Source organism: Pseudidiomarina sp. WS423 (assembly GCF_050750165.1).
In the GTDB taxonomy this organism is placed as follows: domain Bacteria; phylum Pseudomonadota; class Gammaproteobacteria; order Enterobacterales; family Alteromonadaceae; genus Pseudidiomarina; species Pseudidiomarina fusca.
This window is the reverse complement of record NZ_JBOJLN010000016.1, coordinates 20,025-44,552: the sequence shown is the minus strand read 5'-3', so window position 1 is coordinate 44,552 and position 24,528 is coordinate 20,025. Positions and strand designations below refer to the sequence as shown.

The window sequence follows — 24,528 nt, the reverse complement described above, 5'->3', positions numbered from 1 at the left end:
GAACGGCCATGGTACAAATATCTTCGGTTATCGCAGCAGTGCCTGTTAGCCCTCGTACTACCGGCACTAAAGATGCCAGTGGTACTGAGCTAGGCAGCACTGGCGCCGACAGTGGTTTTGCTGGGCTTTTCGCTGCTTTACAGTTGCCGGCCCAAACTGCCACCAGCAAGAACCCAGATCTAACGCAACAGGTGGCCCGCTCTGGCAGCCAATTACCGCAATTTTCAGCGCCGGCCTTACTGGCAAACCTTGGTGTTGCAGCAGACCTGGCAACGGGGAATCCATCAGGTGCACCTGCTGCGACTCTGTTCGCGCAGACCCTGGCTGCGAACGAAGGCGGGACCGCTGTACTAGCACTCGCCTCTGCGGCTGCTCACACTAACTCATTATCGCCAGCGGTTCTGGTTGGTACCCAACAGGCTACGAATATCTCAGCAAGCCATGTTGCAAATCATGTCGCAAGCAAGACTGCCAAACCTAATCAGGTGTCGGGAGCTTTAACAGCTGCTAGCGCGACTGCGAGTGATTTAGCAGGGGCTAAGCCAACACTATCAGCAGCCCTCTCCGCAACCCATGCGGCAGCCACAACCGAAGCGCCCCATTCTAGTGTTGCTAACTCTGTGACAGCAGCGTTAGCTAGCCAAAGCAATCAAGCACTAGCACCTGCGGATAACGCCTCACCACAACTGGCTACGGGCACACTTGCCAGCACTGCGGCTCCTGCGGCAGCAGGCTCGACCCTGACAGCACCTGCTATTCAAGTGATGTTAACCGATGCGAGTAACTTATCGAGCGCAAGCACCAGCAGTGCCCAGCTAACTGCATCGGTAGGTTCTCAAGCTTGGGCTAACCAGTTAAGCCAATCAATGGTGCAGATGGTGATGCACAACGGCCAACAGATGACGCTAAAGCTTCATCCCGCAGAGCTTGGTCCGCTACAGATGCAACTGCAATTGGATGAACGCAATCAAGCACAGCTGGCCATCCTCACTCACAGCGGTGCTGTGCGTGCAGCGTTAGAGCAAGCCTTGCCACAGCTACGAGATACTTTGGCAAATCAGGGAATTCAGTTACAGGGCTCGCAAGTAAGCGAGCAATCTAACCACGCTAGTACCGCACAGCAATTTGCTGGTTCCGGCCAGTCTGCAGCTGGCTTTGCGCAACAAGATCGTGACCAGGGGCGAAATAACTCGCAAATTAACCCTGCAGAAATCGCCACTGCGGCCGAAAATACTGACAGAGAAGCAAATTCTCGGCATACTGCTGCGTCTGCTTCAGGCGCAGTTGATACTTACGCCTAAGCAAGCAGCTAATGGATGATAGAAAAGGTAGATAACATGGCGCGAAAAAATGACGCTCAGTCGGCTACGGCGGGACAGAGCTCTCCAATCATGATGGTCTTGCAAGTGCTCCTCATTGGGGTAATGGCGCTTAATACGTATTTGCTTTGGGATACTCGAAACATCGCCGCAACGGCTTCTGTCGCCGGAGGGCATGTAGAACCAGAAGCAATCGAGCCAGTATTTTTAAATATTGCGCCGTTTACGGTGAACTTAGCCAGCGATCAGTATGGTCCGCGCTTGCTCTATGCCGGATTAACGCTAGAGTTACCTAGTGAGAAAATGAAAGAATTGCTCACTAAAAACATGCCGCAAGTACGCAACCGCTTACTGGTCTTATTATCAGGTCAGCAAGCAGAACAGATTGCTAAATCTGAAGGCAAAAAAACCCTGGCTAGCAACATAGCCAAGGCTTTGAGCGAGCCTTACTCGGGCGATGAAGAAATTCTCATCAACGATGTTTTGTTCACAGAATTTATTGTTCAATAAGAAGAAGTTATGAGTAGCGGACACCACCTGTCACAAGAAGAGCTTGATGCTCTTATCAGTGCTATAGAACCAGAAGCGGAAGTTGCCGACGAGATCGGCTCTACCGCTACTGACCATGTGTCCGCAAGTACCGCTAAAAGTGCGCAGCCGCAGCGCAAGAAGGTCAAGCAGCAGCCTTTCGACCCGGGGTCACAGGCTCGTATTGTGCGCGAGCGCTTGCATACCTTAGAAGTTATCAATGAGCGTTTTGCCCGGCAATTTCGCATGAACTTGTTTAACTTGTTGCGCCGTAACGCAGATATCACGGTGGATTCGGTGCGCTATCAGCGCTTCAGTGATTTTGCTGATGCGACCCCGTCACCGGCTAACCTCAATATCATCTCGATGAAACCGCTGCGCGGCAGTGCCTTGGTGGTGTTTCCCCATGCCTTGGTAAGTATTATTGTCGAGAACTTGTTTGGTGGTGATGGTCGGTTTATGACGCGCAACGAAGCGCGAGAATTTACCGCCACCGAACAGCGAATCATCAATCGAGTCTTGAATTTAGCTATCGACGCCTATCAAGAATCGTGGCGTGCTGTGCATCCGTTAGAAATCAGCTTCATTCGCTCAGAAGTACAACCTAAGTTCGCCGCCATCACCAGTTCACCCAGCGAAATTGTGGTGACCACGACGTTCCGTTTAGAAGTCGGGCATTTAGAAAGCACCTTTAAAATCTGTATGCCGTATGCCATGGTCGAGCCACTGCGCGACAAGCTAAGTAACCTTCGCGCGGACATTGGTGGTAATTCAAACGACAAAGCTTGGCGCCAACGCATCACTCATGAACTACAATCGTCTAGTGTTGAAGTCATCGCCGACTTTGTCGAAATTCCCTTGCGCTTACCCCAAGTAATGTCATTGAAGCCAGGCGATATTTTACCCATTGAGCTACCGGCCACTGTGATGGCTACGGTTAACTCATTGCCTATCATGGAATGTGAATTTGGTACCATTGATGAACATAGAGCGCTGAAAGTGAAGCAAATGCTAGATAATCACCGCTTCCCTCAATCTATTCTGCGAGATAGCCGCAAAGGTGTATTCACACCACTGCGCGCCAAGGAGACATCTGATGACGAATAAAGACGATTCGTTTAACAACGAACAAGACCCATGGGCTGATGCCCTAGACGAAGAGCAAGCCAGTGCGGCGAGTGATAATGCCGGCGTATTTAAACCACTGGATAGTAGTGCAGCTGCCAGTTCAGCCATGAACGAGCTCGACATCATTATGGATATTCCAGTCAAGCTAAGCGTAGAGCTTGGGCGCACCCGGATCACCATCAAACAGTTGCTAGAATTAGCCCAAGGCTCAGTGGTAGAGCTAGATGGTCTTGCTGGCGAACCGATGGATATTCTGATCAACGGCTACTTAATCGCACAAGGCGAAGTGGTCGTGTTAGACGATAAATACGGTATCCGAATTACCGAAATCGTCACGCCGTCTGAGCGTGTACAAAAGTTAAACCGTTAAGCTGATGCAAAGTACCGACGCACCCGAATTAGCCACCGGTATGGCCCTCTTAGGCCAGGTAACCCTGATTTTGTTATTTATTATTGCGGTGATCTTGGTGTGCGCTTGGGTGTTTCGTAAGCTGTCAGGTAAAAGTGTTGGCCAACCAGGCTTAATGCAGGTGGTTGGTAGTTTGGCTATCGGTCAACGCGAACGTGTTGTCATTGTCGCTGTAAAAGACACTTGGTTGGTGCTTGGCGTTACCAACAACGGCATCAATAAATTACACGAAATGCCAGCGCAGGCTCTTCCTGCAACTCAACTAAGCAGCTTTGCCGCTCGTTTTCAGGCTGCCAATTCTCGCGTTGCTAACCCCACCAAGGATAACGACTGATGCGTTGGTGGGTGGTCTTAGTTGTTGCATTAGGTAGCCTGTTACTGCCGCTCGACGCCATTGCGCAGAGCATCCCAGGGGTAACTACTAGCCCAACTGAAGATGGCGGCCAACAATGGTCGCTGTCGCTGCAAACCTTACTGTTTTTAACTAGCCTTACTTTTTTACCCGCCGTACTCTTAATGATGACCTGTTTTGTGCGGCTTATTATCGTATTTGGCTTGCTGCGTACGGCGATGGGTACGCAATCAGCACCGCCTAACCAAGTGCTGCTGGGGTTAGCATTGTTTTTAACCTTTTTTATTATGCAGCCGGTGTTCAGCCAAATTTACGAACTTGCATGGCTCCCCTTTAGCCAAGATGCTATCGGATTTGAGCAATTTATCGAGTTAGCTGGCGGCCCATTGCGTGAGTTTATGCTCGCACAAACGCGCGAGCCGGATTTAGCGTTATTTGCGAACTTGGCGAATGTCGGGCCCTTAGAAAGTCCTCAAGACGTGCCTTTTCACGTACTGGTGCCGAGCTTTATTACCAGCGAACTAAAAACCGCTTTTCAAATTGGTTTTACTATTTTCATTCCCTTTTTAATCATCGATTTAGTGGTTGCCAGTGTGCTGATGGCCTTGGGGATGATGATGGTCCCGCCGGCAACCATTTCGTTGCCGTTTAAGCTAATGCTGTTTGTGTTGGTTGACGGCTGGCAACTACTGATTGGCAGTTTAGCCAACAGTTTTTACCTGTAGGAGCCGGCGATGACCCCAGAAACAGTCATGACCATTGCCTACCAAGCGATGCTGGTGTGTCTCTATCTAGCGGGCCCGCTGCTGCTTACAGCGTTGCTTTTAGGTTTGTTGATCAGCTTGTTTCAAGCGGCCACCCAAATCAACGAAATGACCCTATCTTTTATCCCCAAAATACTTGGTGTATTAGCTGTTTTGATTATGATCGGGCCCTACTTATTGCAGTTGATTATTGATTTTACCACGCGCCTCTTCACTAATATTCCTATCATGATTCAATAGGGTCGGTCATGATTACCGTCTCTTTTGCGCAGTTACAAGAATGGATTAGCCTGTTTTTATGGCCATTTTGCCGTTTTACTGGGTTTTTATTGATAGCCCCTATCTTCAGTCATTCAAGCCTGCCCAACCGAGTTAAACTTGGTTTAGCGCTGATTTTCACAGTGATTATTAGCCCAGTACTACCACCGCTACCAGCCGTGCCGCTGTTCTCGTGGGCCAGCTTTGGTATCATCATCGAACAGCTGATTATTGGCGTCGCCATAGGTTTAGTGATGCAAGTTGTATTTGCCGTGGTGCAGGCCGCAGGTGAATACATTGGCTTACAAATGGGGTTAGCGTTCGCGACCTTTTTCTCGCCCGATAGCGGCGCCAACACCATGATCTTATCGCGCGTCTTCTATACCTTTGCCATCTTGATGTTCCTAGCCCTAGACGGCCACTTATTGATGCTAGAAGTTCTCGCTCGCTCTTTTACTTTGTTACCAGTCGGAACCTTGGGCATGAACGCTGATGCCTTTTTGCTGATTGCCCAGTTTGGCATGGTCATCTTTAGTTCTGGTATTTTACTGGCTTTACCGGTGTTCGGCGCACTGCTTATTGTTAACCTTACCTTAGGTATATTGAATCGTTCTGCGCCACAGCTTACCGTATTTTCGGTGGGCTTTCCGATGTCGTTGACCTTGGGTTTGGTGTTATTAACGGTATTGATGACTGAGCTTGGCGGGTATTTACGGCGGCTATTTGAGCAGGGGTTTGCCATGCTAGAGCAGGTACTCACCAGCATGGCGTTATAAGCTATTGAGTTTGGCTTGGAGTTTGCTCCTTGTTTAACAACTTACAGGAAGTTAAACAGGCTCATTCCTTTCATATCAACAAAGGCTTTTTGCGCGGCCTGTAAACCCACCATCCGCACGCTGTACTGACTAGCCGCCTCGACATAATCTAAATCAACCAGTTGCGATAATGCTTGTTCGTAAGCCAGTTCCCGATTACCAGCAATAGCATCTAACGCATCCAATTCATTTAAGCTCGCACCCACCTCTGCACGGGTAGTAAGCACGTTGTCTAGGCCATTATCAAACTCGCGCATCACGGTACGCAGGGTATTAGCTCGGGTAGCTTTACTGGAGGCATCCGTAGCAGGAGCATCTAACACGGCCATGGCTTTCTCGAAGGTGCGGAAAATATTGGTATTATTTTCAGCTCCTCGAGCCACGCGCAAGCTATCGCCCGCAGCTGGCTGGCCTTTTAACTCAATCGCCACGCCGGCTAAAGAAACCGTCATAGGATCGGTGTAATCTTCCCAAGCACCGCCATTAACACGGTATTGCATGGCGCCGCCATTGTCGGCAAATTCAATGTCAAAAGCGTCCCCAAAACCCGCCGCATCAACGTCGGTAATGGCGATATTGCCAAATTCTAATGTCCCTTGGTTTGTAAGCGGGGCATCAGCAAGGTAGTTAGCACTGCTATGCACACGATCAAAAATATCGGCCCCGATGTGACCCACATCAACCAGTCTATCGCCATCTATTTTTTGTTGTCTAACTTGGTCGTTACCTACGTATTGCACGGCTCCATCAGCGCCAGCAGCAAAAGCTGGGCTATCGTCTTGGTACCCGGCGAACAAGTAGCGGCCATTGCCATCACGGGTATTAGCCAACCCTAACAAGGACTGATAAGCCCCCTCTAATTCGCTCGCAATAGAAGCCCTGTCGGCATCCGACATGGTATCGCTAGAGGCTTGAATCAGCAGCTCTTTAGCGCGGCTATACACATCACTGACGCTGTTCAAAACGCTCTCTTCTTGCGATAGCGCGTTGCGCACGCCAATTCGAGCTTGGTCATACTGGCCACTTACCGCTTTAGATTGCTGAATATTAATGGCTTGGGTCATGGCTTGCGGGTCATCAGAAATATTGACTATTCGCTTACCACTGGCAATTTGCTGCGAGATCTTCAGAAACTCAGTTTGCTGCCGATTCATCGAGGTATTGCTCTGGTTGTACATGGTCATGGTACTAATACGCATCTACTTGCTCCCAACCCTTAACGTAACGACAAAATGGTATCGAGAATGGTGGAACCGGTCTCGATGACTTTTGCGTTAGCCTGATAATATTGTTGATAACGAATCAAATTAGCGGCTTCTTCATCTAGGTTGACCCCAGACTCAGATTGCTGCAGCGCATAAAGTTGCTCGGTTAGGCCTTGCTGGGCCGCCATGTTAGCTTGTACCACATTGATTTGGTTACCCAAGGTGCTCACCATGCTGCCGTAGGCTTGATTAAAGGTGCCTTTACCTTCCACCAACAGCTGATTCTGTAGCTCTTGTAAGGCTAAGCTATTGCTATTATCGCCACTGGCATTCGACTGGGCTGCTGCAAACTGTGAGCCATCTTCAAGCTCCAGCTCGAAATTCTTCGCTTGGTTTACCAGCGGCCGTACTTTAAAGCGATCACCTTCGGCTACTGCGCCCCCAGCAAAACTCACCTCCACGCCCGCAAAAGATAACGTATTAGTAGCAGCATCAAAGGTTGCTGGCACGGTTTTACCGTTATCTAGACGAGTCACTTGATAGCCATCTGGTCCTAATTGCACATCAAAATCTGTGGCTAACAGTGCCGTTGCATCGGTAATTGTTGTGGTGGCGGTAGCATCGCCAGTGTTAGCGCTATGACTGTAGGTAAGCGGGCTGCCCATACTAAACATCGCTTGGCCCGGGTCCTGATTTAAATCCACCCCTTGTTGATGCTGCTCGTTCATTGCTGAGGCAAACACCGCAACCATCTGGCCTAGCTGATTACGAAGGGTATCGAGGCTTTCTGAGCGAAATTCCAGTAACCCACCCAGCGAGCCGCGGCTAAATACGTTTTCTCGTAACTGAATAGGCTGCCCTGTAGCATTGGTATAAACAATCGCTAACCGGGTAGGATCTGCTTGGTCCGTTTGCGCCTCAAGCTCATAGGTTTTATCGCCGGCTACTAACGGTAGGCCATTACTCATTGAGACACTGTAAGAGCCTGAAGACTGCTCATACACGCGCACGTCCATTTTTTGGCTAAGCTCATGCACCAACTGATCGCGTTGGTTTAAGAGACTATTGGGAGCCTCGGTACCACCGCTGCGGGCCAACAAAATTTCTTTATTGAGGCTAGCAATTTGAGTATTGAGTGAATTGATGCTGTTCACCTCGTAGGTGATCTCATTGCCAATGTTGCGCTCAATGTCGTTTAAATAATTATCAAAGGAGCGGAATTGTGCGGTTAAGGTGCCGGCTGTACCCATAACACCCGCACGAGCGGCTGGATCTGCTGGGTTACTATTCACCTGGCCAATAGCTTTAAAGAACTCTTGCATGGCCGGAGCCAAGCCTGCGCGTTCGTCCGATAGCAAATTATCAATCTGCTTAACTTGAGTGTGATAGGCTTCAAAGGATGCTAATGAGCCACTTGCGGCATTGAGTCGAGTTGCCACAAACTGGTTAAACTGGCGTTCAACCCCATTCACTAAAACTCCAGCTGCGCGGTTTTCGCTTAACTGGACTAACTCACGATTGTAACCGGGCGTACCCACATTACTGATGTTACCGCTGGTGGCAAACAATCCACTTTGAGCAGCTCGAAGACCGCTTAAGCCAATGGCAAAAATACTCATAATTGCTCCCTTTACTGATGCCTATGGTATCGGCAGCAGCGGCATAAACTTAAGTGCTTAGCGTGGCTTTTGCTGAAGTTGCTGTAATAACTGCTCAGCTAAACCAATCCCTTTACCTGCGGCCATCTCGCTCGCTAGTTGCTGATCAAACATATCGGTATAGGTGCGCATCGCGTTACTATTAAACAGCTCTGACTCGCCGCCCGCTTGCCGCATCGATTTCATCATCTGTTGAATAAATAAGGCTTCAAACTGCTGCGCAGCCTCGGTAGCCGCTTGCTCTGGGCGATGCCTACTGGCCGTTTTTAATGAGTCTAACGATTGCACATCCATGGCCACGCCACGGGTTAACTGGCTTATTGCGTTACTATCAGCCATTAAATAATCTCCAATTCAGCCCGTAATGCACCAGAGCTTTTGAGCGCTTGCAGAATCGCCATTAAATCACTAGGAGTTGCGCCCAAGCTATTTAACGCCTGCACTACTTGCATAAGATTTGTGCCTTCAACCACTTGCAGTGCACCACCTTCTTGGCTAATCGCTATATCTGCACCTTCGGTAACCACGGTATCACCACCACTAAGCGCTGGCGGTTGGCTCACCTGACTACGCTGGGCAATGGTCACGGTTAAATTGCCATGGGCTACCGCTGCTTGACGAAGTGTTACCGGGCCACTCAAGACCACCGAGCCTGTACGTGAATTAAACACCACTTTGGCATCACTTGGGCCAGCATAGACATCAATGTTTTCAATGCGCGCCATAAAGCGCACGCGGTCGGTTGTATCAGCAGGGCTCTCTAAGCGAATGGTGCCCCCATCAATGGCCTGTGCTACTGGGTAACCAAAGTCACTATTGATGGTATCTACCATGTTCAACGCGGTGGTAAAGTCTGCCTGCTTTAAATTAAGCTGTAGACTGCGCGGGGTACGATCCAAATCCAGTGCGACGCTACGCTCTACGGTAGCACCGGCGCTAATACGACCACCGGCTTGTTGATTGATTTGCGCTGACGAGCCTTGTGCTTCAGCACTGGCGCCATTGATTAGCAGATTGCCTTGGGCTAACGCATAAACTTGCCCGTCTGCACCCTTCAAGGGGGTCATCAACAAGGTGCCACCGCGCAAACTACGGGCATTACCAATGGAGCTCACCACCACATCAAGTTGTTGCCCGGGGCGTGCAAAAGCTGGCAAGGTCGCGGTCACCATTACTGCTGCAACGTTGCGTAGTTGCATATTGGTGCCCGGTGGAATAGTAACGCCTAACTGAGCTAGCATGTTCGTCATACTCTGGCCAGTAAACGGCGCTTGCATGGTTTGGTCACCTGAACCATCAAGCCCTACAACGAGACCATATCCCACCAAACTGTTGGTGCGAACGCCGGCAAAATCAGCAAGATCTTTAATGCGCTCGGCGTGCACGGTTGGCATCAAGAGTGCCAGTGCTACTAAAGCTACCCAAAACTGTCGCATCTTCATTCTTCTATCCTGCTTATATGCTGCTGTTAAAACGGCGCAATATAATTAAAAAAGCGTTGTAGCCAGCCCATTTGCTGCGCTTCGGTGATATAACCATCACCTAAATATTCCAATCGCGCTTCTGCGACAGCTGTAGAAGTGACGCTGTTTTGTCCACTAATACTGCGTGGATTCACAATCCCAGAAAAACGGATGTACTCGGTGCCTTGGTTAATTGCGAGCTGCTTTTCGCCACGCACTCGTAAATTACCATTGGTTAATACTTGCGTAACTTGTACGGTAATAATGCCAGAAAATTGATTACTGGCACTGGAGCCGCCAGACCCGGCAAAATCATTGGCACTACCAACGGTGAAGCCATATTCAGCTAACTGCTCTAAAGCTTCCGGTAAGCCTTCTAAATCCAACCCCATATTGCTGCTTCGAGAAGTCTGCGAGGATGAGTTTTTAGTAGCACTCACTTGTTCTTCTAGCACTATGGTAATCACATCACCGACTCGGCGGGGACGCTGATCTTCAAACAAAGGAACATAGCCCTGTTGCGCTTGAAAGATCGAGCCATTCGCTTCTGCTTGGGCATACTCGGGAATATGAATAGGCTGATAAGGCTCAACAACTTTGGGTTCAGGTGGCGATGAACTGCAAGCCGCCAGGCCTAAAAATCCCACAGTTGCCATAGCTCTGATTGCCAGCTTACCAGCGCGCATCATGGTGCTCATTCCTTACAGTTGACCTAAACGCGCCAGCATTTCGTCGCTCGTAGAAATGGCGCGACTATTAATTTCATAGGCTCGCTGGGTTTGAATCATATTGACCATTTCTTCTACGACGTTAACGTTAGATGCTTCAACAAAGCCTTGATACAAGGTACCAGCCCCATTAAAACCTGGTAGTGCTTCGTTTGGAGCGCCAGACGCTTGAGTTTCCACGTAAAGGTTACCACCACGAGCCTCTAACCCGGCGTCGTTCATAAACATGGCCAGAGAAATTTGACCTACCTGCACGCTTTGGGTGTTACCCGGCTGAGTGACCGTAACAATACCGTCTTGACCAATAGTGACGCTCAAGGCGTTCGCTGGTAGAAAAATTGCTGGCTCTAATGGAAATCCATTGGCCGTAACCATTTGCCCATCTTGGTTGATCTGAAAGCTACCGTCTCGGGTGTAGGCAATACTGCCATCGGGCATCAACACTTGAAAATAGCCTTTGCCACTGATGGCCAGGTCGCGCGAGTTCTCGGTGTTGTTTAGGCTACCTTGGGTGTGTAGGCGCTCGGTGGCAACGGTTCGCACCCCGGTACCCACCTGCAACCCCGACGGTAATTCGTCTTGAGCGTTGTTCATCGCACCTGGTTGGCGCATATTTTGATAAAGCAAATCTTCAAAGACTGCCCGCGAGCGTTTAAAACCAGCAGTATTCACGTTAGCTAGGTTGTTGGTGATAACGTCTAACTGTTGTTGCTGGGCGGTTAAACCGGTTTTTGCCGTCCATAATGATTTAATCATTGCGATTCTCCTAACTAACCTTTCACCGACAACAAGCTGTTTGCCTGCTGAGCTGTTTCGTCTGCAGTCTTTATCACGCTCATATTAAGCTCGTAGCGACGTTGGGTATCAATCATGGCCACCATGGCTTCGATGGTATTGACGTTGCTACCCTCTAGCGCGCCGCTGACAACTTGGGCGGTTTCATCACGTTCTAAAGCGCCGCCATTGGGGCTTCTAAACCAACCATCAGCGCTACGTTCTAGCTGTTGCGGTTGATCCACCCGCACTAACTTTAAACGATCTAGCGGCACCAACTCATTGGCATCACCCCCTAGGCCAATCCCACTCAAAGTACCGTCATTGCCAATACTTAGCTGGGTGCCCAAAGGCACTAGAATAGGACCACCATCACCTAATACCGGCATGCCGTTCACCAGCAACTGGCCGTCAGCATCTACCTGCAAGTCACCTCGTTTGGTATAAGCTTCGCCTGTTGGGGTTTGTACCGCTAGCCAGTTGGCTTGATCTAAAGCTACGTCTAAGTCACGCTCGGTGGTTTGAATGGCACCAGCACGGGTATCAAACAAACCCGTCGTAGTGACCGCAGCGACGCGAGTATCCAACGGACCCGGACCTTGCACAGGCACGGCCCTAGCCGCAGCCAACTGCGCACGAAAACCGGTGGTCGAAGCATTACTTAAATTATGCGTTACTACCGATTGCTCATCGAGCGTCTGCCGGGCGCCGTTCATGGCGGTATATAAAATGGCGTCCATGGTTTATTACTTCAGCTGCATGGTGGTTTGTAGTGCTTCGTCTTGCGACTTAATGCTCTGAGCGTTGGCTTGATAGTTACGCTGAGCAATAATCATAGCAACGAGCTCTTGGGTTAAGTCTACGTTAGAGGCTTCTACGGCACCGGCCATAATGCCACCAAACTGGCCTTCTCCTGGAACTGACACAATCGGCACGCCTGATTTTTGCGTTTCAATCCACGCGTTATTACCAATAGATTGAAGGCCTTCTAAACTTTGGAAGTTAGCTAAGGCAATGGTACCCAAAACTACTTGTTGTTCGTTCGAGTAGGTACCAACAACGTCACCATTTTCGCTTACTGCTACTTGCATCAAGGTCCCTGACTGGTAGCCATCTTGCTCAATCGCGGTAAGCTCAAATTGGTTTGCAAACTGGGTGGTACCAGTCACATCCAACGCAATCGACATATCAGCCGCACCCTCACCTGGGGTAAAAGTAAAGGCATCCATATCGGTTTGAGTAACCAACAGGCCATTGGCATCAAAATCTAGTACACCAGTTTCTGGCGCTAATTCACCATCGCGTGACATCCGTACTTGCCATTGGTTATCGGCCACCTTGGTAAAGTACATCATGCTCTGATGCGGGTTACCTAACGAATCGTAAAGGGTTACCGAGTTTGCATAGCTGTAAGTATCAGGGTTGTTCATATCAAAAGGCGTGGTAGCCGGATCGATAATGGGCGTTGAGGTATCCAAGTTAAACGTGGCTTCAATACCGGTCGAAGCATTCGCTGCTAGACCAGACGCTGGCACCTGCAATACTTGCGGTTGACCACCAAAGCCTACGCCATCTGGATACCCCGTTAAGCGTGCGCCCTGCGCATTCACTATGTAGCCGTTTTTATCGATAGAAAGCTGACCATTGCGCGAATATTGAATCTGACCTTGCTGCTCGAAGCGGAAAAAGCCTTTCCCAGTGATAGCTAAGTCCATAGTACGGTTGGTCGTTTCAATGTTACCGTCGCTAAAATCCTGAAACACACCGGCAATACGAGTACCTAAACCAACTTCTGCGTTGGCATAAATATCGGCAAATTGAGCTCGAGAGCTTTTAAAACCAACAATTTGTGAGTTGGCAATGTTGTTACTAATCACATCAAGGTTGGTAGCAGCAGCGCGTAAACCAGATAAAGCTTGAGAAAAACCCATGATAGAGCTCCTTAAATAATTTGCCGAACGTCTTCAAGACGCACCGGTTCTAAAATTCCGCCTAAATCTAACCGTGGCCCATCTTGACCCATGGTTACAGCAATCACTTGAGCATAATTAAAGCGTTGAGAGGTTACTGCTTGATCACCATTGGTGGCTTCAACAGTAAAATTATAAGATCCGGCGGGCGCCTGATTGCCATCATCCATCACCCCATCCCATGAGAATGATTGTGGCCCACTGCCTACAGCGCCCACATCCATTCGCTTCACTAACATACCGCTAGCGTTATAAATATTTACCGTGACATTCTCAGCCGGTGCGCTTAGCTCAAGACCAAAAGGGGTCACATCACCCACTTCGCCACCCACCAACAAACGGTCGCCAGGCACCAGCACAGCACGACCAATCAGGGCCGACGCTTGCATGTTTTTTGCGGCTTCCATTTGCCCGTTGATGTTTTGCATGGTGTCATTTAAGGACTCGATACCACTGACGGTGTTGATCTGCGCCAATTGCGAGGTCATTTCATTGTTTTCCATCGGGTTCAATGGATCTTGGTTACGCAGCTGTGTAACCAACAAGGTCATGAAGTTATCGCGCATCTCTTGGCTATTCGAAGCCACCTGTGCGTTCTGGGTAGTTTGATTAACCTGGTTTAATACTGCGTTATTGATGGTGTTCATTAGCCTTTACCAATCGTTAGGGTACGCATTAACAAATCTTTACTGGTGTTCATTACTTCAACGTTGGCTTGATAAGAACGCGACGCTGAAATCATATTCACCATTTCTGCAACAGGATCGACATTGGGCATGGTGACATACCCTTGCTCATCCGCTAACGGGTGCCCTGGTTGATACTCTCGTCGAGCTGGTGCAGTAGATTCAACCACTTGTTGCACCTTTACGCCGCCTACCCCGTTGGCTTGCAACTGCTGTTCAAAAATAACTTGTTTCGCCCGATAGGGTTCACCATCAGGACCAGCCACACTGTTGGCATTAGCCATATTACTGGCCGCCACGTTCATGCGCTGGGATTGCGCCGAGAGAGCCGAACCAGAAATATCCAGAATTGAAAAATTAGCCATCCGTTAAGCTCCGTTATTGTTCCGGTTGCATGGCTTTACGCAAGCCTGTGATTCGATCATCTAAAAATTGGATATCTGCTTGATAACGTAACGAATTATCTAAAAACTGAGCGCGCTCCATTTCCATATCCACAGTATTGCCATCAAGGCGCGATTGCGCAGGAACGCGATACTGCATAGCTACTGGAGCTTGATGAGCATTGCTTAAGCTCAAATGGCCGCTATGGGTTTTTGCTAGCGGCACTGGCCCCGGTTGACTAGCTGTGGCCCGTTTTAGGGCCGTAGCAAAGTTAAAGTCTTGCGCTTTATAATTGGGGGTGTCAGCATTAGCGATATTACTGGCTAAGGTTTCTTGGCGCTGCTGCCGTAAGGCCAACGCTTGTTGCTGAAACTGTAATGCACTCGTTAACTTATCGATCATCAAAGAGACCCTCCTTTACACCAAGCAGATTACTGCGCTTTAGGGCAAGCCAAAGCGATGAATAAGCGCTTTTTTTAACGCCAATTCTAACCATCTCAAAGCATGCTTATGGCTATAATCTAGGCAGCTGTTATCCATCATCACCTTGTGAGTATGCTTATTTTATTGCGTGCGATAGTTTTTCTTGGGGCCACTCTCTGGCTTGCTTACGTACCCTCGAGTCAGGCCACCAGTCTGACCGAATCTTTGTTGCCGCCAATCATTCAACAAGCTATTGCGACCTTGGTTCGTGAAGAACTGCCGCTGGGTAGCTCCGAGCATCACATCAGTCTACTTAGCTCAAGCGCTAGTTTAGCCAGCCTTCGTGTCTGCACCAGTAGCTATCATGACCAGCCTCTGGCGCAATTTACTCGTGTGCCAGAGCGATTGACGGGTCGGGTGATGGTAAAAATCATGTGCAGTAATTCAAGCGCTGAAAGTGCGCCCACTGCCATCCAGCAATTTGTGCAACTTCAGGTTGAGGTTATCGGTAGCTATTGGGTGACAAAAGCAGAGCTTGCCGCAGGAACTCCCTTACAATCAGAGCATATTGACGTAGTCACTGGGCCGCTGCAGCGCTTACCGCGGCATGCGGTATTAGGCCAATTACAAGATCATCCCCAACTGCTAGGGCAAACACTTCGCCGCAGCTTAAGTAAAGGGTCTATTATTCAAGAAAATTTACTGCAAGCCACTCAAGTAATTCGCTTTGGTGACGACATTATCATCACCGCAGAAGGTCCCGGCTTTGTAATTACTCGTAGCGGTAAAGCCATGGATACTGCCGCAGTAGGTGACAGAATTAGAGTAAAATTAGATAATCAACGCATCATACAAGTGTTAGTAACAGGTAAAGGTACGGCAAAAGCACTATAATAGGTTAAAGAATTACCAGCAGATGCCGATAAACCATGTAGTGCATGATAAAACGAGGGAATAGCCGTGAAAGTTAACGGATTTCAATCACTGAACAACTTAACTCAAACTGAGTCTAGTCGTTCACAAGCAACCACAAAGAAAGCTGATACCGCAGCGCCTGCGGCTCATGCTGATGTGGTGACCCATTTAAGTTCGGCAGCGCAAGATGCCAGCCAAGACATTGATATGGTCCGCGTTGAAGAGCTTCGTCAAGCCATTCGCGATGGTAGCCTCTCGATGAATGCTGACAAGATCGCTGAAGGCTTACTGAAAAGCCTGACCGACGAGGTTTAATTAAGGTATGAGTTTGCGCCAACACTTAACGCAACAACAGCAGCGCCTGCAAGATCTTCTCTCGTTATTGGAGCAGGAGCAGCGTGAGTTAAGTTCTGGCACTATCAACGGTGAACAGTTGCAAGTATTGGCACAACAGAAACAAGAACTGCAACAGCAGCTTGAACAAGCAGAAACTCAGCGCCGTAAAGCCCAACAAAAACTGGGCTACAGTAATGATGCTGATGGCGCTAAAGCAGCTGCAGCAGCGGCTGGTTGTGCTGAGGTTTGGCAACAACTGCTAGCTACAACCCAGCGGGTTGCCCAATTAAACCAACTCAACGGTGAATTAATTCAGCACCGCTTGCATCACAATCAGCACATGCTGAATATTTTGCAAGATGCCGCCGGCACCAGCGGTTCACTTTATGGTGCAGACGGCAATCAATTCAAAACCCCATCTAGAATTAACTCTAAAGCTTAAAACGAATCGCTATAAAGTTCGTCCAATACGGCCGCTAAACGCTGTGCTCCTTGTTGCATGCGTTGTTCTAGCACGGGTCCCCATTGGTCGGTATAACTCTGGCCTAGTTTCTGTTCAGCACGATAGTTTGAATAGATACGACGAGTAATTGCTGCTGACTCATTCGCCCACGCCAACGTTTGCTCAGCATCGATAGCCGCTGGTTTTAAAGGGCTTAAGCCGCGCAGCAGCTCACTTGCTTTAGCTTTACTATCACTACCACCGCGTTGCATTAACATTTGGGTATCCCACAACCGATGTAAATTGGTTGCTTCATCAAAGTAGGACAAGCGTGCTCTGTTACCCCCGAGATCATCGGCAAAACTCACGTGCATAGGCTGATGTAAATCACCAATAAAGTGCGCTAAAAAAGCCAAGGCAATCCAATCTGTGCGATCGTGTTTAAGCACATCATAATGATGTTGAATCGCTGATAAAATACATCCGTTAGCAGCGCAGTCTGCAGCCGTTACCTTGGCACTTCCACGAGCAAAATTCACATAATGATGCGGCTTAGCCCAGTCCCAGCGTTTATTACTTTTTATGTTGTCGGCCCAATTACACATACTGGCGAAGTCTTCGTAATCAGGATGCTGATCCGCAAAGGACTGCAACACTTGTTGTGTTTTCGGCGAGCTCAAATCAAATGCTAGTTGGCAAAAAGCATCATGCCCAATACCTCCGTAACTGTGCGCTGGGCTGCTTACTAAACTGACGAAACCTAGGCTTAATGACAGAATTAATGCCGCACTGAGGTGTTTTAACTGGTAATAAACAGACTGCATATATAACCTCATCTTTCTGTTATTGCTGAATATCTAAATCTAACGACCACAATTCACCTTCGTTACTATCCGTTAGCACCAGCACACGACCATCTTTGGCAACCATTACCGCGCGTAAGCGCTGTTGTTGTGCTACTAGATATTCAGCTATGAGATGCCATTTGCCATCCACTAAACGCAAACGCTGTAACCTCTTTCCAGCTAAATGGCTAACGAGTAAATCACCCTGATACAGGGCTAAACCAGCCGGAGCTAACGATGGTGTCCATTGGTAAAGCGGTGCCTTTACCCCAGGTAAATCATTATAAGGGCTCACTAAAGCACCGGTATAGTCTTTACCAAACGAGGTCATAGGCCAACCATAATTGCCGCCCTTTACAATATCATTAATTTCATCACCACCTTTAGGGCCATGTTCGTGCTGCCACACTTTATTGCGCTCGGCATCAAACACTAAACCTTGCACGTTTCTATGACCATAACTATAAACTTCGGGAGCTTGTGTGTGGGTAAAGGGATTATCCTCCGGCACTTTGCCGTCACGCAGAATTCGCACAATCTTACCCAAGTGGTTTTGTAAATTTTGCGCTTGTTCTCGATAAACAAAGCCATCCCCCAAAGCCACCAACAAGCTACCATCACCAAGCCAAGTCATGCGGGCACCAAAATGGGCGGCACCTTCTTTTTTGGGTAGCGCAGTAAAAATATTCTGTAATGCAGATAATGCATAACCAGCGGCATTCGGTGGTGATAATTTGGCTTTAACTACGCAGGTATTATTCGCTTGCTCAGTACCACAAGAATAACTCAGCACCAGCTCTCGCGATTGCTCAAAATCAGGGGTAAGCAGCACTTCAAACAGACCAGCTTGAGCGGTGGCGTACAAATCAGGCAAGTCTAAGGGAATGTGCATGCGCTGCCCTTGGGGATTTAAATACACTAAGTTACCCGGGCGCTCAGTTACTAACCATCCACCTTCCGGTAACTCTGCCATCGACCAAGGATAGTGTAACCCTTTTGCTAGCACCTTAGGTGTGACCTGCACTTGTGGTGCTTGTGGTTCTTGCTGTGACGCCGTCGCTGCCGCCGACAGAACCATACTTAAGCTTACTAATAAAGCTTGTAGCAATCTACTCATGGCAATTCCTCCAATAATTCTTGCGGCCGAGGATGCCATAACCTATCAAAAATCCAGCCACCAAAGGCACCACAGCTACTCATTAAGATAAATCCTAACAAGGTTCTATTAGCTGCGATTAAGGTGGGCATAGGGGCTAAACTATCGATGAGGGTAAAAGCGACAGCTAAGCCAACGCCTCCGGCTAGAATAAACCACCAACGTTCAGCCACTTTTAGTTTAACGCTAAGCCAATATGCCACCACAAAAGCAATGGCAAAGGTAGGAATAAAGATTAACGCAATGATAGGACCAAAATGCAGTAAATCATGGCTAATTGCATGCATCCGTACAGTTAAATCAATAGGTACGGATAACGCCACTAACGCTGCTAAATTAAATTGAGTTTGAATGACAGTGGCAACTAAAGCCGCCCCGATAACTGCCAATGCAAAAGCTATCATGATGCGTGCCATAGCTGCCTCCAAGCAGGTTAACTAGTTTAATTGAACAGCTTGCCAATCACTTTCGGCAGTAAAAATGACACTTTTTACTGCCCCTAAACCTTCCACATTGACAAGATTCTGTTGGTCTGGCCATAAATCATGCAAGGCTTTATGTTTAATCTGTAGCTGCGTTAAATCAGCTGGGATCGGAGTTTCTTGGTACACCCAAAAATTAACGCCTTGAATCTCGTGCCCCACCCGCATTAAGGGTAACTGCTGCTGATGATGATCCGCTAGTGCAAAGGCTTGCATCACATAATCTGCGAATTGCTGACGAGTTGCCTCACGCTGATGAATGTCCGCTTTACGATCAAACAAATCACGCACGGCATGTTCGGCATCATGCAAAATAAACCGATGCATAATTTCAATATTGCCAGTACGTTCGTTAAACAGCACTGTAGTACTGGCTATTTTTAGTTGGTGAGCACTAACTTTAGTGCTCACCGCCATAATAGCTAAACTTAGAATAAAAACGCTAGTTACCGCTAGCAACCAACGTAAGATCACGAATGGCATTAATCCTGCTCTTCTTCATTAGCTTCTTTGGTTTTTAGTTTGGTTTTAGCATCTTGCATGATATCGCGAGAAATATGATCCTGACCACGAGTTGCTTTAAACGCTTCAATACGTGAAGGAATAATCTTACGCGGATAATAGTTGTTCTCGATATCTACGTCTGCTGTTTCCCAATTTGGGTCGACCGCAAATTCTAAAACTTCTTTATCAGTAACAATCAGTTTGCTCACTGATTTAGCATTACGCCGCCAAATTTCAGCAGGAATGTACATGCTGTCTTGGCTACCGTCAGTGTACGTCCACTGCAGTAAAATAGGCATCACCAAACCACCTAGATTATTGAAATCTAGTACATAATAGTTCTTATCTTCAGCAATGGCACGGTCAAAGGTCTTACGCTCCCACGGCTCTAGTTTGTCTAAGAAACTCTGATAGGCATTCCGTTGTTTATTGGTGACGGTGAAACGATCATTCTCATCATGAAAATCACGCACATCTGGATTCAGTTCTACCCATGTTTTGCGACCTTCAGCCTGATTGCGTTGCACAAACAGCGAGGTTGGCTTATCGGCCTCTTCTTGACGACGACGCTCCCAATCAATATCTGGGTCTTGGGTATCAAGACGTAACTTGTAAACCCGATCTAGCGCAATATCAACATGGTCGGTTGAGTAGAACCAACCGCGCCAGAACCAATCAAGATCAACCCCTGAGGCTTCTTCCATGGTACGGAAAAAATCTGCTGGCGTAGGTCGTTTGAAAGCCCAACGCTGTGCATATTCTTTAAAGGCAAAATCAAACAACTCACGCCCTAAGATCACTTCTCTTAGAATATTCAATGCTGCGGCTGGCTTGGTGTAAGCATTAGGCCCTAAATTAAGAACACTGTCAGACTGGGTCATGATTGGAACTTGATTGGTTGATTTCATGTAATCAACGATTGAACGTGGTTCAACGCCCCATGGAATGGTCGGATCCCACTCACGTCCGGCAACGCCATCCAAAAAGCTGTTTAAACCTTCATCCATCCAGGTCCATTGACGTTCATCTGAATTAACAATCATTGGAAAATAAATGTGACCAATTTCATGAATGACCACGCCAATCAAAAATCGTTTTTCTGATAACGAATAAGTACGGCTTCCATCATCCTGTAAAATAGTACGCGGACCATTAAAGGTGATCATCGGATATTCCATACCACCGACGGGGCCATTCACTGACTGTGCGGTTGGATACGGGTAATCAAAAGAAAAGCGAGAGTAGACTTCCATGGTATGAATAACCGATTCGGTCGAATATTTTTCCCACAACTCGCCGCCCTCTTTTGGATAAAAGGACATCGCCATAACTTCTGGTTGAACGTTACCGCCTTGCTGATAGCCTTTGGCGTCCCAAATAAACTTACGCGATGATGCCCAAGCAAAGTCGCGCACGTTTTCTGCTTCAAAACGCCAAACTTTCCGCTTGTCCGTACCTTCTTTCTCGTTTTCCAAGGCTTCTTCTGGGGTTACTACAAAGACCGGACGTTTTGCTTTGCGCGATTGCTCTAAACGCTCGCGTTGGGTTTTGGTGAGCACCTCACGATCATTTTTCAACACCCCTGTAGCCGACACGATATGGTCTGCTGGGACATCTATAGTGACTTCAAAATCACCAAATTCTTGGGTGAATTCACCTCGTCCTAAAAATTCTTTATTGGTCCATGCTTCATAGTCAGTAAAAGCAGCTACGCGCGGATACCACTGCGCAAGTAAGAAAATATCGTTGCCACCTTCGCGCGCATCATCAGGAAAATGCTCATAGCCCGAGCGTCCGCCTACGGTGTCGCTATCGATGATGTTGAAACCAAAATCTATGGCCAACGACGTTTTATCGCCGGCTTTAAGTGGCTGCGGTAAATCTATCCGCATATTGGTACCTACCACCACAAAATCCAGTGCTTTGCCACGACCATCCGCAACTTTGTTAATGGCAAAACCTAACTCGTTGTCGGTCATAAACTGTTGCCGACGTAGTTGGTTCAAGCTGATTCGAGCAGGGCGATCCACGCCACCCAAACTAGGATCAGGCTTACTATTAAAGGTAGCTGTTAACTCCGCCATCGAATCATTTTTAAAGATATTTTGATCCAGCTGAATCCAAATGTATTTGAGGGTGTAGGGAGAATTATTAAAATAAGTGATGGTTTCAGCAGCATCTATGCGACGCTTTTCTTCATCTAAGCGCACTTTAATTGAATAATTGGCCTGTTGTTGCCAATACTGCTCACCCGGTTCACCGGCTGCACTGCGATAAACGTTTGGTGTTGGTAACACTTCATCGAGTTGGCGAAACTTATCTTCAAATGTGCCTTTGGTTTGTTGAATTGCCGAACTGTAAGCAGCAGTACTAAATAATTGCGTCGCCGCTAAAGCCAGCGCAGAACACCAATACAGAGTAGATTTCATTATTATTATCTCGTTAGCTGGGTCATCGTATAAAAGAAGAAATAAGTACGTACGAATGTATCAACAAATGGCACCCTGCACCATTAACTTGAGCGTAAAAAATCGCCGTTCATCGAAGCTATTTAGTAATCCCGCTAAAATTCCACTCAATAATGCTTGCAACCTCAAGCCAGCTAGGTTTAATTAGTTATAAATAATAATAAAAACACTCAGCAGATTAGGGCGTCAGTTTGAATCTAAAACAGCAAGTAGTCGTCTTCGCATCTTGGGTAGCACTATTCTACGGTGCCGCCATCATGTCCTATACACAATATATTAGTCTCTATTATCTGCCTGCTGGGGTTTCCACAGCCGCATTTTTTGTGTTTGGTAAACGTATTTTCCCTGCCGTTTTTTGCGCTATTTTCTTCGTATCTCTAGATCTAAATGGGCTCTTGCAGGGGCGCTTTGATCCCCATCAGCTAGCCACCGCTACCTTATTCGCTATGGTGCACACGGGCGCCTACGCTTTCGCTGGTTTAAGTGCTCAATTTATTAGTAAACACGTGTTCACAAATAGTTTGCCAGCTAAAAATAGCATGATTCTAATATGCTACACGCTCGCCGCTTTAATAGCTGCTACCGGAGCCTTATTGATTTGGGAATTGGTCACCTTACGATCAGACGTGCCCTTTATTGAAGCTTGGCTACCGTTTTGGATTGGAGATGCCGTTGGAGTAGTAGTTATCACCCCGTTATTTGCTGTGTTATTTAGACGCCTTTTACCCAAACAACGAATAGCATGGCTGGATGTTTTTTTTGAACATGATTACCTATTGAATAATCAATGGGGCCCTTACATTTTCAAATTGGCCGCATTGTTGACAACAGTGGTAACAGTTTTATTGCTAGATAACGCGATTGCGCATCCATCTATTGGTATGCTTATTTTCTTTGTAGCTATTCCACAATTTTGGATAGCATTTACGGAACAAACCATTCGCACTATTTTTAGTCTGATTTTGCTCACCGTGGTTATTTCTTCTGGATACAACTTTTTGGCTCTCGACAATAATGCCATCATTTACCAAATCGCTATCTACTTTGTGGCTGTAACCTGTTATTTAGGTACCGCAGTGCCTGCTTTACACCAGCGTAACCGTGATTTAGAACAAGATAGCATTTACAACAAACAAACCGGTCTCTACTCCGCTAACTATTTTGAGCAAGCGGCTAACTTACTAATTGCTAACCGTAAACCAACACAAGAATTGAGTATCGCTGTGATTGATATTGATCAACTGCAGCAAATTAATACTGAATGCGGCTTTTCTACGGGCGATACCGTCATCAGCCAAGTAGCTACAGCGTTGCAACAACACTTACCTCATCACTGCTTAGTTGCCCATTCACATGGGGACATTTATTGGGTCTTGTTGCCCTCGACATCGGTTAGTAATGCAGTTGAAATTTTAGACAAAATTCGACGGAACATGCCCTTTGTAAAAGATGAACATGTCACCTTACGAATTAAGCTAAATATTGGGGTAACTAGCCTTCACTTGAGTGAGACGACCAGCACCGCATTAAACCGTGCCTTCATTGCGTTAGAGCAAGCAAAAGCCAGCGGACGTGATAAAGTATGCGTTAATTAATGCAATAATTAATGTAGCAACACATCTAGCACGCACAGAAGGGCCTTTTAGCATGTCATTCCCTACCATTCATATTCTCGTAGCCACAACCTCTGGTAATACTGAATACCTTGCTGACGAAGTCGCAGCCCTATTGGAACAACAAGGGCTGACTAGCGTGATGCATTATGAACCAAGCTACTCTGAATTAATCACTGAAGTGACCGATCAAAGCATCTGGTTATGTTGCGTGGCAAGCCACGGTGCCGGTGAATATGGTGACAGCATGCTTGATTTTTCCGAGCAACTAAGCCAGCAAAAACCCAACTTAAGCCCTCTCAAATATGCCGTTATTGCCGTGGGTGACAGTTGTTACGATACCTATTGCCAGGCAGGTAAAGATTGCGATGCTATGCTACAACTTTTAGGCGCAAAAAAGCTTTTAGATCGCCTAGAAATAGATATGTCATGCGATGATCCGATTGAAAAATCATCAACATGGCTACCTTATTTTATCCAAGCCCTGTGATCAAACCATGTATAACCTAGCTTGAACCCTGTACATACGCACTGTATTAACCTGTGAATAAGATCGCTTGTGGATAACTAGCCCGGTTATACACACCTTGATCACCTAAAGGATCATGATCTAATCACACCCTAACCGATCGTTGTGATCCTTACCAAACCTAGCTTAGCTTCAGTTATCCACAAACATTGCTGAGCTAGTAGTAATAGTAATAAAAAAGATCAAAACAAAAGATCTAAAGATATTCTTAGATCCTTAACGCGATCGAGACTAAAATATAGACGTTCCGATCAAGCCAAATAACAGGTACAATACTCGGCTACATTTTTGTGAACTAAGCTTTTAAAGCCAAGACGCGATAACATCTGATGATCCTCACAAGGATCATGGGTTAGCCCAACTTTTTTGGTGTT

At 47.4% G+C, this 24,528-nt stretch carries 29 protein-coding genes; 13 read left to right on the top strand and 16 right to left on the bottom strand.

Annotation, left to right across the window (positions count from 1 at the left end; translation table 11 throughout):
- Positions 1 to 8: 8 nt before the first annotated feature.
- Genes ACQ661_RS11150 through fliR form a run of 8 tightly spaced genes read left to right on the top strand, consistent with a single transcriptional unit; the run spans position 9 to position 5,534 of the window.
- Positions 9 to 1,301 (top strand): flagellar hook-length control protein FliK, encoded by a 1,293-nt coding sequence (locus ACQ661_RS11150; RefSeq protein WP_431668340.1) that lies wholly within the window; start codon positions 9 to 11, stop codon positions 1,299 to 1,301.
- A 36-nt stretch (positions 1,302 to 1,337) separates the two neighbouring features.
- The gene (locus ACQ661_RS11145) at positions 1,338 to 1,829 is read left to right on the top strand and encodes a flagellar basal body-associated FliL family protein (protein ID WP_162014505.1); all 492 of its coding nucleotides are present in this window, start codon (positions 1,338 to 1,340) and stop codon (positions 1,827 to 1,829) included.
- A 9-nt stretch (positions 1,830 to 1,838) separates the two neighbouring features.
- Positions 1,839 to 2,954, top strand: coding sequence for a flagellar motor switch protein FliM (gene fliM, locus ACQ661_RS11140; protein WP_431668339.1), 1,116 nt, complete (start codon positions 1,839 to 1,841; stop codon positions 2,952 to 2,954).
- Entirely contained in the window at positions 2,944 to 3,345 is a 402-nt protein-coding gene (fliN, locus tag ACQ661_RS11135) for a flagellar motor switch protein FliN (RefSeq protein ID WP_110075750.1), read from the top strand. Before fliM ends, fliN begins: the two co-directional genes overlap by 11 nt.
- Positions 3,346 to 3,349: 4 nt before the next feature.
- On the top strand, positions 3,350 to 3,718 hold the full coding sequence (gene fliO, locus ACQ661_RS11130; RefSeq protein ID WP_153826515.1) for a flagellar biosynthetic protein FliO: 369 nt from the start codon (positions 3,350 to 3,352) through the stop codon (positions 3,716 to 3,718).
- Positions 3,718 to 4,461, top strand: a complete 744-nt coding sequence (gene fliP / locus ACQ661_RS11125) for a flagellar type III secretion system pore protein FliP (protein WP_313933291.1) — start codon at positions 3,718 to 3,720, stop codon at positions 4,459 to 4,461. The genes fliO and fliP overlap by 1 nt, the downstream gene beginning before the upstream one ends.
- Positions 4,462 to 4,470: 9 nt before the next feature.
- The gene (gene fliQ, locus ACQ661_RS11120; protein ID WP_110075753.1) at positions 4,471 to 4,740 is read left to right on the top strand and encodes a flagellar biosynthesis protein FliQ; all 270 of its coding nucleotides are present in this window, start codon (positions 4,471 to 4,473) and stop codon (positions 4,738 to 4,740) included.
- A gap of 8 nt (positions 4,741 to 4,748) precedes the next feature.
- Positions 4,749 to 5,534 (top strand): flagellar biosynthetic protein FliR, encoded by a 786-nt coding sequence (gene fliR, locus ACQ661_RS11115; protein ID WP_153826514.1) that lies wholly within the window; start codon positions 4,749 to 4,751, stop codon positions 5,532 to 5,534.
- A 41-nt stretch (positions 5,535 to 5,575) separates the two neighbouring features.
- Here the strand turns inward: fliR and flgL are convergent, their stop codons facing one another.
- The 11 genes from flgL to flgB are packed head-to-tail and all read right to left on the bottom strand — an operon-like array spanning position 5,576 to position 14,843.
- On the bottom strand, positions 5,576 to 6,772 hold the full coding sequence (flgL, locus tag ACQ661_RS11110) for a flagellar hook-associated protein FlgL (RefSeq protein ID WP_110075755.1): 1,197 nt from the start codon (positions 6,770 to 6,772) through the stop codon (positions 5,576 to 5,578).
- Positions 6,773 to 6,789: 17 nt separating this feature from the next.
- Entirely contained in the window at positions 6,790 to 8,397 is a 1,608-nt protein-coding gene (flgK, locus tag ACQ661_RS11105; protein ID WP_110075756.1) for a flagellar hook-associated protein FlgK, read from the bottom strand.
- Positions 8,398 to 8,454: 57 nt separating this feature from the next.
- Positions 8,455 to 8,775: a rod-binding protein gene (locus ACQ661_RS11100; RefSeq protein ID WP_110075757.1), complete on the bottom strand. Its 321-nt coding sequence runs from the start codon at positions 8,773 to 8,775 to the stop codon at positions 8,455 to 8,457.
- Positions 8,775 to 9,878 (bottom strand): flagellar basal body P-ring protein FlgI, encoded by a 1,104-nt coding sequence (locus ACQ661_RS11095; protein ID WP_324186768.1) that lies wholly within the window; start codon positions 9,876 to 9,878, stop codon positions 8,775 to 8,777. The genes ACQ661_RS11100 and ACQ661_RS11095 overlap by 1 nt, the downstream gene beginning before the upstream one ends.
- A 26-nt stretch (positions 9,879 to 9,904) precedes the next feature.
- Entirely contained in the window at positions 9,905 to 10,588 is a 684-nt protein-coding gene (locus ACQ661_RS11090) for a flagellar basal body L-ring protein FlgH (protein WP_431668338.1), read from the bottom strand.
- Positions 10,589 to 10,600: 12 nt separating this feature from the next.
- Positions 10,601 to 11,383, bottom strand: a complete 783-nt coding sequence (flgG, locus tag ACQ661_RS11085; protein ID WP_110075759.1) for a flagellar basal-body rod protein FlgG — start codon at positions 11,381 to 11,383, stop codon at positions 10,601 to 10,603.
- A 14-nt stretch (positions 11,384 to 11,397) separates the two neighbouring features.
- Positions 11,398 to 12,141, bottom strand: coding sequence for a flagellar basal body rod protein FlgF (locus ACQ661_RS11080; protein WP_110075760.1), 744 nt, complete (start codon positions 12,139 to 12,141; stop codon positions 11,398 to 11,400).
- A 6-nt stretch (positions 12,142 to 12,147) separates the two neighbouring features.
- The gene (gene flgE, locus ACQ661_RS11075) at positions 12,148 to 13,332 is read right to left on the bottom strand and encodes a flagellar hook protein FlgE (protein WP_110075761.1); all 1,185 of its coding nucleotides are present in this window, start codon (positions 13,330 to 13,332) and stop codon (positions 12,148 to 12,150) included.
- Positions 13,333 to 13,343: 11 nt separating this feature from the next.
- Positions 13,344 to 14,018 (bottom strand): flagellar hook assembly protein FlgD, encoded by a 675-nt coding sequence (gene flgD / locus ACQ661_RS11070; RefSeq protein WP_313933293.1) that lies wholly within the window; start codon positions 14,016 to 14,018, stop codon positions 13,344 to 13,346.
- Positions 14,018 to 14,422 (bottom strand): flagellar basal body rod protein FlgC, encoded by a 405-nt coding sequence (flgC, locus tag ACQ661_RS11065; RefSeq protein WP_110075763.1) that lies wholly within the window; start codon positions 14,420 to 14,422, stop codon positions 14,018 to 14,020. The genes flgD and flgC overlap by 1 nt, the downstream gene beginning before the upstream one ends.
- 13 nt (positions 14,423 to 14,435) lie before the next feature.
- The gene (gene flgB, locus ACQ661_RS11060) at positions 14,436 to 14,843 is read right to left on the bottom strand and encodes a flagellar basal body rod protein FlgB (RefSeq protein ID WP_431668337.1); all 408 of its coding nucleotides are present in this window, start codon (positions 14,841 to 14,843) and stop codon (positions 14,436 to 14,438) included.
- Positions 14,844 to 14,996: 153 nt separating this feature from the next.
- Between flgB and flgA the strand changes: the two genes are divergently transcribed.
- The 3 genes from flgA to flgN all read left to right on the top strand — a co-directional run bounded on the left by flgA (position 14,997) and on the right by flgN (position 16,557).
- Entirely contained in the window at positions 14,997 to 15,758 is a 762-nt protein-coding gene (flgA, locus tag ACQ661_RS11055; protein WP_110075765.1) for a flagellar basal body P-ring formation chaperone FlgA, read from the top strand.
- Between the two features lie 66 nt (positions 15,759 to 15,824).
- Positions 15,825 to 16,094 (top strand): flagellar biosynthesis anti-sigma factor FlgM, encoded by a 270-nt coding sequence (flgM, locus tag ACQ661_RS11050; RefSeq protein WP_219968240.1) that lies wholly within the window; start codon positions 15,825 to 15,827, stop codon positions 16,092 to 16,094.
- A gap of 7 nt (positions 16,095 to 16,101) precedes the next feature.
- Positions 16,102 to 16,557: a flagellar export chaperone FlgN gene (gene flgN / locus ACQ661_RS11045; protein ID WP_431668336.1), complete on the top strand. Its 456-nt coding sequence runs from the start codon at positions 16,102 to 16,104 to the stop codon at positions 16,555 to 16,557.
- Here the strand turns inward: flgN and ACQ661_RS11040 are convergent.
- Genes ACQ661_RS11040 through ACQ661_RS11020 form a run of 5 tightly spaced genes read right to left on the bottom strand, consistent with a single transcriptional unit; the run spans position 16,554 to position 21,973 of the window.
- Positions 16,554 to 17,381 carry a S1/P1 nuclease gene (locus ACQ661_RS11040; protein WP_431668335.1) on the bottom strand — a complete coding sequence of 276 codons (828 nt, stop codon included), beginning with the start codon at positions 17,379 to 17,381 and terminating at the stop codon, positions 16,554 to 16,556. The two genes, flgN and ACQ661_RS11040, sit on opposite strands and share 4 nt — an antisense overlap.
- Positions 17,382 to 17,400: 19 nt before the next feature.
- The gene (locus ACQ661_RS11035) at positions 17,401 to 18,519 is read right to left on the bottom strand and encodes a PQQ-dependent sugar dehydrogenase (RefSeq protein ID WP_431668334.1); all 1,119 of its coding nucleotides are present in this window, start codon (positions 18,517 to 18,519) and stop codon (positions 17,401 to 17,403) included.
- Positions 18,516 to 18,974, bottom strand: a complete 459-nt coding sequence (locus tag ACQ661_RS11030) for a hypothetical protein (protein ID WP_110075770.1) — start codon at positions 18,972 to 18,974, stop codon at positions 18,516 to 18,518. Before ACQ661_RS11030 ends, ACQ661_RS11035 begins: the two co-directional genes overlap by 4 nt.
- Positions 18,975 to 18,995: 21 nt before the next feature.
- Complete coding sequence (locus ACQ661_RS11025; protein ID WP_431668333.1) at positions 18,996 to 19,523, bottom strand: DUF6702 family protein; 528 nt, start codon at positions 19,521 to 19,523, stop codon at positions 18,996 to 18,998.
- Positions 19,523 to 21,973, bottom strand: a complete 2,451-nt coding sequence (locus ACQ661_RS11020) for a M1 family metallopeptidase (protein WP_431668332.1) — start codon at positions 21,971 to 21,973, stop codon at positions 19,523 to 19,525. The genes ACQ661_RS11025 and ACQ661_RS11020 overlap by 1 nt, the downstream gene beginning before the upstream one ends.
- A 230-nt stretch (positions 21,974 to 22,203) precedes the next feature.
- Between ACQ661_RS11020 and ACQ661_RS11015 the strand changes: the two genes are divergently transcribed.
- Positions 22,204 to 23,607: a diguanylate cyclase domain-containing protein gene (locus ACQ661_RS11015; RefSeq protein ID WP_431668331.1), complete on the top strand. Its 1,404-nt coding sequence runs from the start codon at positions 22,204 to 22,206 to the stop codon at positions 23,605 to 23,607.
- Positions 23,608 to 23,659: 52 nt separating this feature from the next.
- Positions 23,660 to 24,115: a flavodoxin domain-containing protein gene (locus ACQ661_RS11010; RefSeq protein WP_369742942.1), complete on the top strand. Its 456-nt coding sequence runs from the start codon at positions 23,660 to 23,662 to the stop codon at positions 24,113 to 24,115.
- The last annotated feature ends 413 nt before the right edge of the window (positions 24,116 to 24,528 follow it).